Origin of the sequence: Belliella buryatensis (genome assembly GCF_900188245.1) — a bacterium.
GTDB classification, from domain to species: domain Bacteria; phylum Bacteroidota; class Bacteroidia; order Cytophagales; family Cyclobacteriaceae; genus Belliella; species Belliella buryatensis.
Map to the genome: position 1 here is coordinate 1 of NZ_FZOK01000003.1, position 17,346 is coordinate 17,346.

General features: G+C 35.1%; 12 protein-coding genes. 2 read left to right on the top strand and 10 right to left on the bottom strand.

The window, feature by feature from the left end; genetic code table 11:
* Positions 1-180 (top strand): hypothetical protein (locus CHB66_RS16870; protein ID WP_170932422.1); only part of this gene is annotated, 180 nt, incomplete at its 5' end.
* A gap of 423 nt (positions 181-603) precedes the next feature.
* Here CHB66_RS16870 and CHB66_RS03615 read toward each other — a convergent pair.
* Complete coding sequence (locus CHB66_RS03615) at positions 604-1,656, bottom strand: MraY family glycosyltransferase (protein WP_170932423.1); 1,053 nt, start codon at positions 1,654-1,656, stop codon at positions 604-606.
* A gap of 147 nt (positions 1,657-1,803) precedes the next feature.
* Positions 1,804-2,616 carry a WecB/TagA/CpsF family glycosyltransferase gene (locus tag CHB66_RS03620; protein WP_089238103.1) on the bottom strand — a complete coding sequence of 271 codons (813 nt, stop codon included), beginning with the start codon at positions 2,614-2,616 and terminating at the stop codon, positions 1,804-1,806.
* A gap of 599 nt (positions 2,617-3,215) precedes the next feature.
* Here CHB66_RS03620 and CHB66_RS03625 point away from each other — a divergent pair.
* Positions 3,216-7,097 (top strand): Ig-like domain-containing protein, encoded by a 3,882-nt coding sequence (locus tag CHB66_RS03625; protein ID WP_089238105.1) that lies wholly within the window; start codon positions 3,216-3,218, stop codon positions 7,095-7,097.
* 260 nt (positions 7,098-7,357) lie between these two features.
* Here the strand turns inward: CHB66_RS03625 and gmd are convergent, their stop codons facing one another.
* From gmd to CHB66_RS03665, 8 genes are all read right to left on the bottom strand, one after another.
* The gene (gene gmd, locus CHB66_RS03630; protein ID WP_089238107.1) at positions 7,358-8,515 is read right to left on the bottom strand and encodes a GDP-mannose 4,6-dehydratase; all 1,158 of its coding nucleotides are present in this window, start codon (positions 8,513-8,515) and stop codon (positions 7,358-7,360) included.
* A 17-nt stretch (positions 8,516-8,532) separates the two neighbouring features.
* Positions 8,533-9,492 (bottom strand): GDP-L-fucose synthase family protein, encoded by a 960-nt coding sequence (locus CHB66_RS03635; protein ID WP_089238109.1) that lies wholly within the window; start codon positions 9,490-9,492, stop codon positions 8,533-8,535.
* A 4-nt stretch (positions 9,493-9,496) separates the two neighbouring features.
* A complete protein-coding gene (locus CHB66_RS03640; RefSeq protein WP_089238111.1) occupies positions 9,497-10,492 on the bottom strand; it encodes a mannose-1-phosphate guanylyltransferase in 996 nt (331 codons plus the stop codon).
* Positions 10,489-11,688: an NAD(P)-dependent oxidoreductase gene (locus CHB66_RS03645; protein ID WP_089238113.1), complete on the bottom strand. Its 1,200-nt coding sequence runs from the start codon at positions 11,686-11,688 to the stop codon at positions 10,489-10,491. The genes CHB66_RS03640 and CHB66_RS03645 overlap by 4 nt, the downstream gene beginning before the upstream one ends.
* A 475-nt stretch (positions 11,689-12,163) precedes the next feature.
* Positions 12,164-13,246, bottom strand: a complete 1,083-nt coding sequence (locus CHB66_RS03650; RefSeq protein WP_141107364.1) for a glycosyltransferase family protein — start codon at positions 13,244-13,246, stop codon at positions 12,164-12,166.
* Between the two features lie 11 nt (positions 13,247-13,257).
* Entirely contained in the window at positions 13,258-14,385 is a 1,128-nt protein-coding gene (locus CHB66_RS03655; protein ID WP_089238117.1) for a glycosyltransferase family 4 protein, read from the bottom strand.
* Positions 14,386-14,396: 11 nt separating this feature from the next.
* Complete coding sequence (asnB, locus tag CHB66_RS03660) at positions 14,397-16,295, bottom strand: asparagine synthase (glutamine-hydrolyzing) (protein ID WP_089238119.1); 1,899 nt, start codon at positions 16,293-16,295, stop codon at positions 14,397-14,399.
* Positions 16,296-16,299: 4 nt separating this feature from the next.
* Positions 16,300-17,346, bottom strand: coding sequence for a glycosyltransferase family protein (locus CHB66_RS03665; protein ID WP_089238121.1), 1,047 nt, complete (start codon positions 17,344-17,346; stop codon positions 16,300-16,302).

A 17,346-nucleotide genomic window follows, 5' to 3' on the forward strand; every position in this document is an offset into this window, starting at 1 on the left:
TGGCTGAACTGTGGCAGCTGCTGTGATTCGACTCCGCCGATGGCCATCATGGCCATCAGCATTGTCATCATTGTTATTTTAAAAATCCCTTTCATCATCTTAGGATTTAAGTGTAGCACCCGAATGAGTTTCCTCAACGGTAATTACAAGAACTTGAAAATTGCTGATTTGAAAACCTGAATTAACATCAGAAGCTGTGGTCAGACCAAAAAATCTCTGAATACTGGTTTTGATACTTTCATTAAAAATCTGAATCGATCTACAATTCGAGATTACCATTAAGAATCCTAAAAGGTTCTTAAACCATGCTAAATAGCTTGTTTTGATAAAACTTTGTCCCATACCTGTAATATTTAAGTCCCTAATCTTGATAAATTCAAACCTTTAAATGAGTTTAAAACTTATCAAATAATTTTATTTGCTGTAAAAATACATTTTTTTGTATTTCATATCCAAATAAAACTACAGATATTTTATTTTTAAATACATTTTTTTTATTGTAAAATACATTTTCAAACTCTTATAAATCATTTCAAAAAGCTTTTAAGTGCTTAAATTTAAAGTAATGAAGCTTTTTCTTACTTAGATATCTAGTTCAAAAAGTTAATTTACCTCAAGTTCTAGCTCTTGAATAGCTGGTATTGCGATCATATTAAAGTAACTTACTTTAAAGAGGTGCATACCAAAACTAGATATTAAAAGAAAAACAATAAGAGAAGTAACAAGTAAAGTGTCAGAAAATCTATTAAAAAATAGAATAGTAAAAAATAGTATTACGTCAAAAGAAAGCAAGAGTGCCACAACTTTGCGAGGGCCAAGTTTCAAGCTAAATAAATAATGATGAATATGTCTTTTGTCCGCTAAAAATGGCGAGGATTTATTGATAATTCTCAAGATAAAAACCCTAAATGTGTCAAATATTGGAAATACTAAAAGGGAAATGATTAAAGCAACTGGTGAGGAAATTTTGTAAAAATGATCTATTGCTAGCCCCTGATTAGTTTTCAAAAACGCAATAGATAGTACCGCTATGGTAAAACCAATACTTAATGAACCTGTATCTCCCATAAAAATTCTCGCAGGAAACCAATTGAACATCAGAAAACCAGCTATGGCACCCAATAAAGCTAGCGCGATCAAAGCGTAGGTCTGCTCACCAATTAAAAAGAACCATGCTCCAAATACCATCAAAATAAAAGAGGATATCGTACTGAGCAAACCATCTATCCCATCAATTAAATTAAAAGCGTTGGTCAAGAAAACTATCACCAGTAAAGTCAAAATATAGCTCGAAATGTTTGATAAAGCCCCAATACCAAATAAACCATAGAAGCTGTCTATTTTCAAGCCTGTAAAAGCCATCACAAGAATGGCCAAGAACCCAATAATAAAAAGCTTGATTTTAGCGCTTAAATTATATAAATCGTCGATTAAACCTGTAAAAAACACCAAAATAATACAGCTACACAAGAGTAGTAATTCAAATGAAAATATTGGGATAGAAAACAAAAATACAGTAATAAAAAATGGAATAAGCACGCCTAATCCACCAGCAGTTGGGGTAAACACTGTATGCATTCTCCTGCTATCCAACCGATCACCAATTTTCTTGTAAATCAAGAAAGAAATCACAGAAGGAAGGAAAAGAATACTCATTCCAAAAGATATAAGAGCTGATGAAACAATCGTCAAAATTATCATAAATACATATTTAGAAATATCAATATTCATTATAGTTTCACTGAACATGGTGCCCAGTAAAACCACAAAGAAATCTATAATCATTATTCAAAAGTTATAGATTCAGCTTTTACCTTGAAATCCATGAGCGCTATGAGTATCCGCTTCATTGACATTTGAACCACGAGAACCTACAAGCTGACGCATATATTCTAAAAAAATATAGTGAAGAAATAACGGACTAGTAGTCAAGGTCCTTCTAAGAAGTCTAGTACTATGCAAAGATCTATGTAACCACTCTAAGCCATTATTGACCATATAGCTAGGGGCTCTTTTAGTCGTACCAGCATAAAAGTCAAAGACTGCTCCTATATTACAAATAACATTGACATTCAAATTTTTTAAATTGGAATTTGTCCATTTCTCTTGCTTAGGTGCAGTCATTCCTACAAACAAAAAATCAGGGTTAAAACTATTGATATAGCCCACTATCTCATCGTTGTCTTCATCTGTGAAATCTTTGGTAAATGGTGGTGAGAAACTTGCAAATACTACATTTGGATACTCCCTACTAAGCCTAGCACCTATTTTCTTTAATGTTTGTGAGGATGACCCCAGAAAAAAACACTTGATGGGTTCACTTTTCTTACTTTCTAAAATATGCATGAATAAATCAAATCCTGCAATCTTCTGAATTTTGGTTTTGTTGATCAACTTATTAGCAATTACAATCCCAATTCCATCAGGTAATAAAATATCAGAAACTTCGAGAGACCTACGAAAGGTTTCATCTTGTAATGTAATATGATAAGAGTGAGGATTAATGGTATTGATAACTGTTCTTCTATTGAAATCAATTCTGCTTAAAGGATCACAAAAAATAGAAAAACCCAAAAGGTCAACAGTTTTGTATTTTTGAAGAAGTATCTGGTCCATAAGTCGTTGGTTTAGTAGGAGTTTAATTCTTTATTTCATTCCTATATAAAGATAGATATAATATATGAAAAACAATTTTTATTATTCTAATAACATTTTTATGTATTTATAAATAATATTAAACCCCTTTAGACTTATCCTAAGATGAGTAAAATCAACCTGATCAAAGAATATTGAAAAATTAATTCTATACGGAATAAAACAACTGAAATTGATCTTATTTCTTCAGGAAACAATTCATTCTAAAGGTTGAAATCCGCATTGAAGAAGATAAAACTTAGTATTACAATCAAAAACTCTATTACGCTAAAAAAAAATGTCATTTTTTATTGAAAATACGTGAAACTTACTTAAAAATAAATCTTCATAATATTTTGATTATTAATAGTTTATGAGCTTAATTATCGAAGTGATTTAGTCAAAATCAAGACATAAAAATGTTGTTTTAAATACATTATCGAATATTCAAAACCTCAATTACCAAAAATTGATAGTTGAAGTGCAGTTTAAGTGTAATCAAAATAATCCCAATGTTCATTTATCAAGGAGTTAGAGGCCAGTGGGAGTAAAATTAATAATTACAGGAAAGGGTGGGAATTATGAAAGCGAGGGGAACATTGATTATACTCAGTTTTGTCTTAGCTCTGTTTAGAGTTGAGGCAGCGACATACTATTTTTCAAGTCTACAAGGAGATGACTCAAGGACAGCAGTCCAAGCCCAAAATGAAAATACACCTTGGCGATCGATAGAAAAACTGAACAACATAATGGGGAGTCTATCTCCAGGAGATCAAATTCTTTTTAAAAGGGGTGAAGTATTTTTTGGGACTATCAAGATTACAAAATCTGGAAGCTCAACACTGCCTATTGTATTTGGAGCATATGGTTCCGGAACAAAACCAGTACTTACAGGCATGCAAAGCATATCAAAATGGACTTCAGTTGGTAATGGCATATTTGTTTCTAACCTAGAAACTTCTGTAGAAGGGAGGGTAAATGTCGTCACCGTAGATAGTCAAATTCAAGAGATGGGAAGATTTCCCAATTTCAATGATAGTAATAAGGGATTCAAAATAATCAATTCATCAAGTTCAAGTACACAACTTTCTTCTTCTGATTTTGGAAACAATGAAAACTGGACAGGTGCTGAAATAATCATCAGGAAAAATCCTTGGGTACATGATAGGCATGTGATTACAAACAATAATTCCGGGAACATCAACTTCACAGATATTCAAAGCAAGTACCCAGTTACCAATGGTTATGGATTTTTCATCCAAAACCATATCAAAACTTTGGATCAATATGGAGAGTGGTACTATGATATAAACAACAAGAAGCTTTATGTATTTTTTGGAAATCAAACTAACTTCCCCGAAGTTGACATCAGTACAAAAAGCAATTTAATCGAATTGACTTGGAAAGTAAGCCACATTGAATTCAACGAATTGGAAATGCGAGGTGCAAATGGAACAGGTATCCTAATCAATGAAGGTACACATGTACAGGTCAAAAATTCCACTATCAAATATATGGGTGAATATGCTGTCAGGGGAATAATTTCTAACCACCTAACTGTGGAAAACTGCGAAATAGACTTTTCTTTAAATAACGCCTTGTATGCCGAAAATACGAGCCAAAACATAACATTTAAAAATAACCTCATCACTAACACTTATCCATTTATAGGAATGGCCAATAGCGGGGACCTCAATGGACAAGCCATCTACACAAGCAACAGGTCTCATAATGGACTAATCGAGAACAACAAAGTATTCAATACGGGGTACATTGGAATCAATTTTGGTGGTGATAATTCTGTAGCTCGCAAAAATTATATTAAAGACTTTTGCATTCATAAAACTGATGGAGGGGGGATCTATATCTGGGAAGGATGGGATAATAAAAACTCCTCAGGAAGAATCATAGAGGATAATATCATTGTCAACGGACTGGGATACAGTAATGGAACAAACAAACATGGGCTAATAGACCCTATACCTGTAGAAGGAATCTATATTGATGATAACACTTCAGGTGTACTGATCCAAAATAACACCATTACCAATATTTCAAAACACGGGATATACCTACACAATGCGAGAAATATTAAGATTCTAGATAATTTATTTTATAACGCATTTGAAGGAATCTACCTCAATCACGATCAATATGGCGACCCAGTCAGGGATATTATAATAGAACGAAATCGAATCTTTTCTATCACAGAAGGGGCAAATTTCATCAACACCTCCTCCATCAAAGAAGATGAAGCTGAAATGGGCTCTTTCAACAGTAATTTTTACATCAGACCTTTTGAAAATGATTTTGGATTCCTTACTAAGTATCTCAATCAACAAACTTGGGAAATGAAGTCCCAATTATCTAATCTGAAAAGCTGGAATAAAGACCCTAATGGGAAACTCAGCCCTATCAATCACCAAGCTTATAGCGCCTATACGGAAATTGGGAGTAATCTTTTCCCAAATGGAAAATTTGATTCCAATGGCAATAATACTTTCTGTAAAAACTGTTCCATACTTTGGAAAAATACCGGTGATTTCCAAGATGGTCACATAGCTGTCAATACCGAGAAAGACGCTGAAATCAACTTCAGCTTAGGTAAAATGAAACCAGAAACAAGCTATATGCTTAAATTCAAAATCAAAGGAAGTACGCTGGGCAATTTAGAAATATTTATCAGAGAAGCTCAAACACCATGGAAAACGCTCTCAGGGTCCAAAGGCGTAGAAATCAATGATAAAATTACTGCCTTTGAAATTCCTTTTTTCAATAAGGTTGGAGCAGAAAAAGCAAACTTGATCATGAAATCAGGAGTAGATAATTTCAATTTCTCCATTGATGATTTTGAAATTATTGAAGCTAATATAGCCTATAATGAACCTGAAGATTATCTATTCTTCGCTTACAATGCTACCGGAACTTCTCAAAAACAAAATATAAGCGGAAATTATGTGGATGCATACAACATACCCCATTCTGGTTCAATTGACATTCCTCCATTCTCCGCTATTGCGCTGATTAAGGTGAGTAATGATGAAGAAAAAACTCCACAACCTCCAACAGTAACAATTCTAAATCCTAAACCAAATGCAGAAATAAAACAAGGGAACAAAGTGAGTATCAATATTGACGCAAAAAGTGAACATTCAGAAATCAAGCAAGTCGAGATTTACTTGAATGACAAACTGCTGAAGACTTTAGATAAAATACCATATACACATGATCATATATTTGAAAACACAGGAATCTATCTAATCAAAGCCAAAGCAATAGATCAACATGGTCAGGAGACAACCTCTACTCCTATACAAGTAAATGTTGAAAAAGAAGCTATAAGCCCTACTATCAGTTGGTTGACACCAGCCCCTAATGACTTTTTTTTTGTGTCTGACCCAATCAAACTATCTGTTATTAGTGAAAATGAGAAACAAAATATTGTAAAAATTGATTTTTCAATCAATAATAATGTTGTTGGCACTGTAAATAATGCACCTTATCAAATTACAGTTCCAAACTTACCATTAGGGGTATATAATCTATCAGCAAAAGCAACAAACTCAGATGGATCAGAAGGAACAACAGAAACGATCACCATCAAAGTGATTGAGGTAAAAAATATACCACCTACTGTAACTATCATATCACCAGGAAACAATGCAGAATTTACTCAAGGGGATGTGATTAGTATCAAAGCAATTGCTGAAGACAGCGATGGGACAATTTCGAAAGTGGAATTCTATATCGGAAATACTCTGATAGGAACAGACTACGAATCTCCATACAACTACAATTGGGGCAATGCTGGAAATGGAAAACACAACATTACTGCCAGAGCGACAGACAATCATGGAGCTGTTACAACATCAGATGTGATTCAAATACAAGTAAAGCAAAGACCTAAAAATCCAAAGATCCGATTGATATTGCCAAAGAAGGACCCTCAATTCATCGAAGGCGATATTTTAAAATTAGATATTGAAATATTAGAAGAGTCTACAGAAATCTCGAAAGTATCTTATTATAAAAATGATATACTACTAGGCAGTCGTACCAACGGGGATTTTACCTTCAATTGGAAAGCTGACGTGGTTGGAGATTTACTGCTCACTGCTGTCGCAACAGACATCAACGGAGTCAATACCACAGATGAAAGATTAGTCAGCATCTTTTTAAAAGAAAACAAACTCAATAGGGACCTGAATATCAATGACTTCAAAATAGGTCCAAATCCTACCAGCCAATACCTCAATTTAATATTTAATACCATAGAAACTACTTATCAAATGACAGCCGAAGTAGTTTCTTTAGATGGTAGAACCACCAAGAATTTTGCTTTTGAATTGTCAGAAAATGAAGTGACTTTAGATTTGCTAGGACTTAGCCCAGGCCTGTATCTTCTTCGGATTCATTATGGTGGAGAGATTGTCATTACCAAAAAATTCATCATGAAAAATTAAGCAAAAATTATACATGAGAGATTGTAGTAGCCTATTACTGTGACTTTCTTGAAGAAGTAAAACACAAAAAAACAAAATATTTAGCGAATGAAGCACAGGCACTTTTATGGTCAGTGAGCTAAATACAGTGAAGCGATTGATTATTTTCGCCCTGCCGGATGAATTCGTATTAACATATATTCCGTGGCTCAGAAATTATAAAGCAAATTTTGGGTTAGACAGCGCATCCCTAACTGATCAATAGTTTAGAGATGCCAATACTATTCCTCTTGCAATAAAACAGCATGGCCAGATTTGATCAGTGCTATGTCTTTTTTGAATAGAGCTATATCGGCATGAACCATCTCTTTAATAAGGCTCTCCAAATTGTATTTTGGTTTCCAACCCAATTCACTATTTGATTTACTAGGGTCTCCTATCAATAAATCTACCTCAGTGGGTCTGAAATAGGAAGAATCAATTTCCACGAGAACATCGCCTTCCTTCACATGAAAACTCAGGTCTCCCAATGCTTGGAATGCCACCTCATGATTTATAGCATGCAAAATCCCGACTTCCTCTATCCCTTCTCCTTCAAATCTCAGGAGGAATCCTACTTCTTCGAAAGCTAAAGCTACAAAGTCTCGAACTTTAGTAGTAATTCCGGTGGCAATTACAAAATCAGAAGGCTTTTCTTGCTGTAAGATCAAATACATGGCTTCGACATAATCTTTTGCATGACCCCAATCTCTGCGGGCATTGAGATTTCCCATGTATAGTACAGACTGCAAACCCAGTGCTATTTTGGAAACGGCCCTAGTGATCTTGCGAGTGACAAAAGTTTCCCCTCTTAATGGCGATTCATGGTTGAAAAGAATCCCATTGCATGCAAACATTCCATATGCTTCTCTGTAATTTACAGTAATCCAGTAAGCATATATTTTGGCGACTGCATAAGGAGATCTAGGATAAAAAGGGGTGTTCTCTGACTGAGGGACAGCCTGAACCATTCCATAAAGTTCAGAGGTAGACGCCTGATAAATTTTTGTCTTTTTCTCCATTCCAAGTAATCTTACAGCTTCCAGTAATCTTAATGTTCCTATTCCATCTGCATTTGCGGTATATTCAGGAATATCAAAACTTACTTTGACATGACTCATAGCCGCAAGATTATAGATTTCATCTGGCTGTGTTTCTTGTATGATCTTAGTCAGATTCATAGAGTCCGTCATATCACCAAAATGCAGCTTGAAATTACAATTATCTGATTGAGGGTCTTGGTACAAATGGTCAATTCTATTTGTATTGAAAAGAGATGTTCTCCTTTTGATCCCGTGAACCATATACCCTTTAGATAGCAATAATTCAGATAGATAAGCTCCATCCTGTCCGGTAATCCCAGTAATCAGAGCTGTTTTTTTTATCTTAGATGTTTTCATTTTGTGTTATTCAGGGACTATGTATTGATTTTAACTTGCTTCAGATTATATGAATTTTCTAAATACCATTGATAGGTTGACTTGATACCATCTTTGAGTTTAATCTTTGCCGACCAGCCTAATGCTGTCATTTTTGAAACATCCAATAATTTGCGTGGTGTACCATCTGGTTTTTGTGAATCCCATAAGATTTGGCCTTTATGCCCCACAATTTCCTGAATCATCAATGCTAAATCTGAAATCGAGATCTCTTCGCCTGTTCCAATATTATAAAGGTTTTCAGGGAGCTTGTTTTCTAAAGCAAACAAAACAGCTTTTGCCAAATCATCCACGTGTAGAAATTCCCTTTTGGGGAATCCTGTACCCCAAAGTGTTACATTTTCATGATCATTCATCTTAGCTTGATGAAACTTTGTAAGCATTGCAGGCAAAACATGTGAGGTCTCTGAGTCAAAATTATCCTTTGGGCCATAAAGGTTGGTTGGCATTAAGCTGTTGTAATCCTTGCCAAACTGCCTTCTTATGTATTCACAAGCTTTCACGCCCGTTATCTTTGCCAAGGCATATCCCTCATTCGTAGACTCCAATTGTGAGCTAAGCAAATAGCTTTCTTTGATGGGCTGAGGGGAGAGTTTTGGATAAATACACGAACTTCCTAGAAAAATGAATTTCTTACAATCATTCTCGAGAGCATATTCTATCAAGTTATTTTGTATCCTCATATTCTCCATCAAAAATTGATAGGGATGATCCTTATTTGCCATAATTCCACCAACCTTAGCCGCGGCATCAATAACTACAATAGGTTTTTCACTTGCAAAAAAATACTCTGTTTCCAGTTGGTTTTTCAAATCAATATCTTGACTGTTTCGTCCAAGGAGGTTTGAATAACCATTGGCTAGCAGCAAATCCCACACGGCAGAACCAACCATGCCTCTATGTCCAGCAATATATATTCTTGAATCTTTTGAAATCATGACGTCATCTTAAGTAGGTAGGGTTTTCTATCTCAAGTCTTTCATAGACTTTTTTGACATCTTGAGCATTGTGTTTATTGAGAACCAAAATGGCATCTTTTGTCTCAACCAAAATTAAGTTATCAACCCCTACAAACTCTACGAGTTTTTTGGTATTCAAGGAAAGGTTAGTTGTAGACTTCCTTGCATCTTCGGCGGGAATAGTGTCGTATATTGCCATAAAACTTCCCATATCAGACCACTCAAAAAAGGAAGGGATCACTTTAACCTTGGTTGTCCTTTCCATTACAGCATAATCAACACTAATAGAAGGAATCTTTTGAGAAAGAATTTCATTCAAGAAAATTCCATTACTTTTGAAAAAAGCCCTTCTGCTAGTTTCATATACTTCTGGCTCATACTTACTCAACTCCTCTAAGTAAACACCTGCCTTGAAACAAAAACAACCACTATTCCAAAGAAAATTTCCTGACTTTAAATAAGAAGCTGCTTGTTCTTTATTGGGCTTTTCTCTAAAGGAGATCACATCATGATCGACAAATTCAATATATCCAAAACCAGTCTCTGCACTTTTGGGCTTTAGTCCAAAAGTGACAATGAAATTTTGTTTTGCTTTGGCTATGGCTTTATTCAAGGCTTTTTGATACTCTTGCTCATTATTGATCAAATGATCTGATGGAGTCACTACCAAAATGTCATCCGAATCAGCTTCAAACGCCGCAAATGCAATCGCAGCAGCTGTATTGCGAGGCAAAGCTTCTACAATTTCCGAATAGGGTTTTACTTTTAACTTCTTCAAAATATTTCTTGAAAGCATGTAGTTATCGATACCTCCTACTACACAGATTTTGTCGCAGATTTTCTTATTTCTTTCCACTGCCAATTCAAAAAGTGACTTGCCATCAAATAAAGGCAAATACTGCTTAGGACGTGATTTACGAGATAGTGGCCAGAGCCTACTTCCTACTCCTCCAGATAGGATTACATTAATTGTTTTCATGGCTGATTATTTAGTTTTTCGACTATCAAGTCAAATTCTATATTCACTTTTTGATCTTTTAAGGTCTCATTCCAAGCTGTCAAGGCCATGGAACGAGGAATGTCTATATCAGAGAAAGTAATGATTTGGCCTGCTTCGACGTTTTCTTTGATTACTACATTCTGCATGAGCCCTACCGGAACATGATTAGGTTCTTCACATATCCGGACTGCCTCACCTCGAATATCAAAACTCCCTATTCCGTTCAAAATAAAATCACCCTTGTCTAGCTTCCTTTTTGCAATGGCTGCTACACTGATGCTGGGGTGCTGACCATTGTTGATCAAGACTTCCTTGGTTTCCAAGAGTCTCTTTATGGTTCCTGGAATTTCAAAAAAACAAAGATGTGCGGGTTTGTAATGATGATAATAAGGCCCATCACCCATTTTGTAAGTTTGCAATTCGGTCCTCATAGATTCTCTATGGGTTGAAACAATGAATACACCCGGTGGCGCACTTTTAGATAAAATATAATCACTAATCACCAACCCTGATTGGCTAGCTAAATCAGCCAACATAAAACCTGAGTTGACAAAATCTTCAGTTTCAAAACCTTCCATACCTTGTTTTGAAATCCCAGCATCAAATGCATTAGCTACTAATGCTTGTTCGATCTGAACCTTTGTTCCATCTGTGAATGAGGTGACAGAATTCAAAGAGTAGCCTTGCTTTAGTGCCCAATAACTCATGTCATCTGCTGTAGGGTTCAGGTTTCTAAACCCCTTTATATTACCATAGACAAGAGGCTCAAAGCCCATTTCCATGATTTCTTTCCTGAGAATAGCCAAACAACCAGGCTGATCACCATTGGATTCCGTGATCAAACCCTGCTTTGAAAGCCATGTACCAGTAGTCACCATCGTATCAGCATCCATTGTCACTACTGGTAAATTATATTTGAATGCTTCAAAAATGACAGCTGTACTATAAATAGGATCTCCTGTACTGACCACAATTATGTCTGATTTAGAAAAAAATTTCTCAGGTGATTGAAATACAAGTTCTTTAGCAATCTCTAAACCATTGATAACTCCTTGTCTTCGGGTTAAAACACCAGAAATAGTCATTTCCTTATTGCCTGATAAAAGCTTGACCAATCCTCTGATAATCCAACCTGTACCAACTAATCCAACTTTGATTTTATCATCTCCTTCCATTTCTCCAGTGTTTAAAATACCATATCTGAAGTTAAGGATTTTTTATTATTAAACAACATTTATTTGTATTTAAAATACATTTTTATTGTTTTAAAATAATTTTTAGAATAAAGAAATAGGAATTATTACCCAAAAAAAGTTTAATAAAACATAAAACTAGGAGCTATGAATTCCATATTTCGTACTTAAGGTTCATCCACCCTTCATTGGGTATGTTTTTCCCAAAAGAATATAGTAAATTATACCAGTGCACCAACAAAGAAAAAGACTTGAGGTGTGAGCGCTAAAGCTTGGTCAAATGAAAATATGAATCTAATATTTTTGTGAAAAATTAATCTTGCATCCTCATGCAAAAAGTAGATCCAATGTTAGAATAATAGTCAAAAAACAAAAAAATCATAGGACACTACACTTTCAAAAAAAATTAAACTAGTGAATTTCACTTGCTTAGTCAAAAAATATTCATTCACTTTAGTTATAGATTCCTAAATAAACTTGCGAGTTCGTCCCCGAATAATTTGGAATTATATTTCTCTTCAAATAGACTTTTGGCTTTTTTCCCCATTTGATTTAGTTTCTGATGATTGTAAAGCAATTCGAGCAAAACTGGTTTCCAAGCCTCCACTTCGTGACTTTGAATCGTAACTCCAAAACCGGCTAAACTGGGATTAATATCAACATATTTATTGGCTGTCATTACCACCGGCTTACCAATAGCCATAGCATCTAGCAAAACTGTAAGCCCTAAAGTCCTCCCAGAGTTGATCGTCTCTTTCTTGATTGGAATAAGAATAAGTCGTGACTTTCTATACCTTTCTAAGAGTTCTATATAGGGAATGAAATTAGCATTGATGGTAATATGTGCTGGAAGGTCTACAACTTTTGGAATCGTGGCAGGAGTACAATAAATCTCTAAAGGAAATTCAATCTCTCTGAAAACTTCAATAATCAGTTCAAAATCCCGGTCTGTAGCACCTGCACAGATTGCAAAACTTGACTCTTCTGAGGGGATTGATTGATCTTTGCCTTCATAGAAGCTTTTCTCTGCACCCCAATTTAAATGAGTAAATTGATTTTGAATTGTATCAGGGTCAATCGCGAGATCCAAACTAGTTTTCTTCAGTAATTCGCTACTCAAAAACCCTATTCGGTCATATTGTAATAAAAGCTTTCTTTTGATCCCGTGTTTTTGCCCCTCCAAAGGCGGGGAATACAAGTTTTGATGACCTAAGGCTACAATTGGTTTTTTGAAAATCCCCAAATATTTCAATATAGTCAAAAGCCTTGTATTACTCAATGGAAAAGGGGCATAGATGATATCATAATTTTTTCTTAAAAGGAATGTCCTCAACTGTTGATCAAGGAAGTTGATTCTGAAAAACCTACCTATTCGATTGAGTAGCGGATACTTTTCAAATGGCAGGATATCAACTTCAAAACCCTCAAGTTTTTCTAAGTCTATTTTGCCAAATAGAAAATGTCCAGGACTTCTACCTTCTACCCAATCTTCATAGATTTTATCAAAGGAATAAGAGTTTATCAAAAGTATTTTCTTCATAATATTTGGGTTTAATTTTTGGAAAGACATGCAAGTATTCCATTGCCGAAATTCTGCACCATAGTTTCAATGTTCAATGTTTTCAATGCTTCAAGTCCCTGAGCTTTGAAGGCATATCTCAAATCGGTGTTTTGCATCAGCTGAAGGACTTTGTCATTGAAATCGCATATATCATTCTTGGCTATAAAGCCATTATGATGATTCTTGATATATTCGATCTCAGGGCCATGGAAGGGAAATTCTATAGTAACTATGGGGGTCTCATATGCAAATGCATCCAAAACAGCCAAGCCCATAGCTCCTGGTAAAACAAAAATATCTGCTAGCCTAAAATACTTGGCTTTTTCAATTCCATACTTCGGCCCTAGATATGTGATATATTCAATGTTTTTCACAAAGTTTTCTATAGCAAGTTGCTCAGGCCCACTGCCCAATATCAAAAGCTTAAAACTCTTTGAATAAAGCTTTCTGAGTTTGATAATAGATTCTAGTAGGAAAGACAAGTTCTTTTCTCTGGAAAGTGCACCACAGTAAATCAATACTTTTTCATCCAAGTCTATCCCTAAATCTAATCTCAGTTGAGCGATCTCTTCATCCGCAAAAGAGAGGTATTGAGCCCTTAATGTATGGGTGTCGATCGCATTTTGAACTACAGTGATTTTTTCCATTTTGACACCTTTTTCAATCAAAAATCTCTTTACACCTTCTGTATAAGGAAACCACCAAGAAGATTGATTAATGTATGTCATCTTGAACTTATTATAGAGACCATCCTTGGCCACTTGTAGGTTTTGTCCATGTCCCCAAAAAGCAAATTTCCTTTGGAAGAATACTCTTCTCAAAATCAAAAGATAATTGATCAATAGCATATTGGCTTGCTCCACAATTACTAAATCTGAATTTCTAAGAAGACTCAGACAAGGCTGCCATATCAAGGCTATATCTCCTATCTGAACTGAACTATTTTTTATAAAAGTAGCCCAAGGTAAATCCACCGAATCATTTCTCCCCTGAAATCCATTATCCCCATAAATCAGCTGAAGCTGAATATTTTGCTTTAATAGAAATGCCTTAAGCTGGTTATAAAACTCGACCCTGTATTGCGGAATGGTTCTATATATGATAGTTACTTTTTTCATGATAGGAGGATTTAGAGGTTATTGATTCCATAAGCCTTAGCCCATATTTCTAGATTAATAATTCTCCAAAAAGGGAATTCCTTATTTTCTTTTACATTGGCAAACTTCTCCTTGATTGCTAATGCATCCCAAATCTTTCTAGATTTAAAACTATCCCTATCCAAAATAGAAAAAATTAGTTTTTTGAAATCATCATTGTCTTCTAAATAAATCAGAAATGGTGTCCTAAATCCGATCTTTTTCCTATTTCTAGAAATAGATGAAGGTAAATCCTTCCCAATAGTATCCCTTTGAATTTTCTTTGTTATCCCTTTCGAAAATTTCATTTCCACTGGAATTGAAAAAGCAAATTCCATCAATCTATAATCCATAAATGGGGATCTTATTTCTATGGATTGATTCATTGACGAACTATCTTCATATTGAAGTATTGTATTGATTCCTTGATAATTAATCTGATGAAGGAGGTATTTATTAAAACTATCTGCTCCAAATGAAAACTTATAGAATTGCTTAAAATGTGTCTTATTCTTTTTTACAAATTCAGGATTTAAAATATCAAGTGTTTTTTCTCGATACTTTGCACGTAAATAGGACGCAGTGGATTGATTAAGAACTGCCTTGAACATCTGAGAAATAAGGAAGATATTGGAATAACCATTGATTCTTCTTAGAGCCATATATTCTTTCCAAAACTCAACTGGACCTTTAAAGAGTTTTGAAACTAGAAAAACACCTGCTATGTACTGAATATAACCTGCAAAAGCCTCATCACTTCCTTGTCCATTGAGCACCACTTTGATTCCCTCTTTTTTACAGAGCTTCATAATCTTATTATGAGCTATTGAAGCAAAAGAACCCAAAGGTTGATCTAATTCTGCAAGTGATTTTTCAAAGTCCAATACCAATTCCTCTTTTTCAATCCGCATTTCATGAAGCTTAATGTGATCACAGGTAGCCACAAACTCCCGAACCAAGGCTGTCTCATCATCCTCAAAGTCTGGAAACGAGGCAGTATATGCATGCAAGATATTATCATGTAAACAACCTGATTCAATCAGCCGATCGGCAACTTTGGCTATAGCTGTAGAATCTAAACCTCCACTAAGCATAATAGCCACTGACACATCACTTCTAAACCTGATTTTAACAGCATCCTCAAAAAGTGCTAGATATGCTTCTTCATAACTAACCTTCAGATCGTGCTTTGTGTGGTTTTCCCCCAATTGCCAATACCTATGCGTTTCAATCTGAGCTGATTCAATGATAAGGTTTGTGCCGGGAAGTAATTCAGAGCAATCCTCAAAAAAAGTTTCGCCATCATTTACCCTGTAGCCATATGCCAAATATTCATAGACTTTCCCGAAGTTGGCTTTATTTAAGCCACATGCCGAGTGGATAGCCTTCAATTCGCTTGAAAAGAACATCACCCCAACACTTACCGCATAATAAAATGGCTTGACTCCAAAACGATCTCTTGAACAAAATATTTTTTTTGTCCGAAAATCATAAATGGCAAATGCCCACATACCATTGAAGTGATGGACGCAAAACTCTCCATATTCCTTGTATGCTAGGAGAATCACTTCAGTATCAGATTCATTCTGAAAAGTATATCCCTTATTTTGGAGTTCTACTTTTAGTTCCAAGTAATTATAAATTTCACCATTGAAAATAATGGCCAAACCTAAGGCTTCATTGGCCATGGGTTGATCAGCATTACTGGATAGATCTATAATACTCAATCTATTGAATGCAAACCCAACTTTATCCTTGAAGAAAAAACCATCAGAATCAGGACCCCGATGAGCGGTCAACTGATTCATTTTCTTGAGCTTGGAACTGAGAATCCCAGCCCTTGTCTCAGACAAATCATTTTGCAAATCCACGAATCCATTTATTCCACACATAGCGCTATTCTTTTATGAATTCATGTTCTTTTTTGCCCAACCCATCATATAACTTGGTTAGTTCAAAGCCGAATTGCTCCCAAGTATTTTCTTCAAAAAATCCATCCAATTGAAGCTTATCTTCAGTTTGAACTTCCTTATAACTGCTTAGTATTTCCCTCACATCCTCAAAAGCATCATAATTTTCAATGATGTTTAGATAAGAAAGATCCTTAAATGCACCGATCTTAGGACCGAGAATTTTTGTATTCATCCTCAATGAGTCCATCAAGGTTCCTGAGCTCAATAGGGAAGGAGAATTGTATGGAAAAAAAACATACTTTACCTTCTCTGCATAAACCGAGATCTGTTCAAGTGTCTTGAATTCATTGATATGAGCTACATTCACTCCTAGACATTCATTCAACCTGCTGAGGTAGGCTTCATCAAAGCATTTTCCGATAACCAATACCTTTACAGCTTGCCCTTTACTTTTGTCACAATCCAAAAATTCTAAAAACTCAGCTATTCCCTTGTAGGGGTGCAGAGCGCCCCAAATAAGTAAATCATATTCCTTTGAAGGGTGGTCTATATTTTTGAACTTTGACTTGGTAGGGTGTGGAAAATAGTGAACCTTCCCTTCCATCCCAGCAAACTCCTCAGCGACAAACCGAACCCCTTCTTTGGAGTGGGTAATGATCAAATCTGACTTTTGAATCAAAATCTTATACATCAAATCTGTCCAAAAATTCTTCTCTGTTGCATGAGAATACTTATTATGTAGTATCCAGATCATCTTCTTACCCATCACCTTGGCAATTCTTGTGAAAAAAATAAAGAACAATACTTGAAATTTTCCAAAGCGATAAATTGGGAAATTTTCCACCCAATTGAATAAATACACATCTGTTTGTCTCAGATTCTCAAAAAACTCCAAAACCCCACCCCTATTATCATTTTCATTAATTATGGTGAAATGCTTGGAGAGTTCCGCTTCAAGGTTCATGATATATGGATTCGGAGAATCAACTTTTGTGAAATCCACTTTCGGGTAAAAGAAAAGCCTATCCAT

Coding starts and splice junctions, on each gene's coding strand:
- CHB66_RS03615 (WP_170932423.1), bottom strand. CDS start 1,656: ATGAGTATTCTTTTCCTTCCTTCTGTGATTTCTTTCTTGATTTACAAG.
- CHB66_RS03620 (WP_089238103.1), bottom strand. CDS start 2,616: ATGGACCAGATACTTCTTCAAAAATACAAAACTGTTGACCTTTTGGGT.
- CHB66_RS03625 (WP_089238105.1), top strand. CDS start 3,216: ATGAAAGCGAGGGGAACATTGATTATACTCAGTTTTGTCTTAGCTCTG.
- gmd (WP_089238107.1), bottom strand. CDS start 8,515: ATGAAAACATCTAAGATAAAAAAAACAGCTCTGATTACTGGGATTACC.
- CHB66_RS03635 (WP_089238109.1), bottom strand. CDS start 9,492: ATGATTTCAAAAGATTCAAGAATATATATTGCTGGACATAGAGGCATG.
- CHB66_RS03640 (WP_089238111.1), bottom strand. CDS start 10,492: ATGAAAACAATTAATGTAATCCTATCTGGAGGAGTAGGAAGTAGGCTC.
- CHB66_RS03645 (WP_089238113.1), bottom strand. CDS start 11,688: ATGGAAGGAGATGATAAAATCAAAGTTGGATTAGTTGGTACAGGTTGG.
- CHB66_RS03650 (WP_141107364.1), bottom strand. CDS start 13,246: ATGAAGAAAATACTTTTGATAAACTCTTATTCCTTTGATAAAATCTAT.
- CHB66_RS03655 (WP_089238117.1), bottom strand. CDS start 14,385: ATGAAAAAAGTAACTATCATATATAGAACCATTCCGCAATACAGGGTC.
- asnB (WP_089238119.1), bottom strand. CDS start 16,295: ATGTGTGGAATAAATGGATTCGTGGATTTGCAAAATGATTTGTCTGAG.
- CHB66_RS03665 (WP_089238121.1), bottom strand. CDS start 17,346: ATGGATAGGCTTTTCTTTTACCCGAAAGTGGATTTCACAAAAGTTGAT.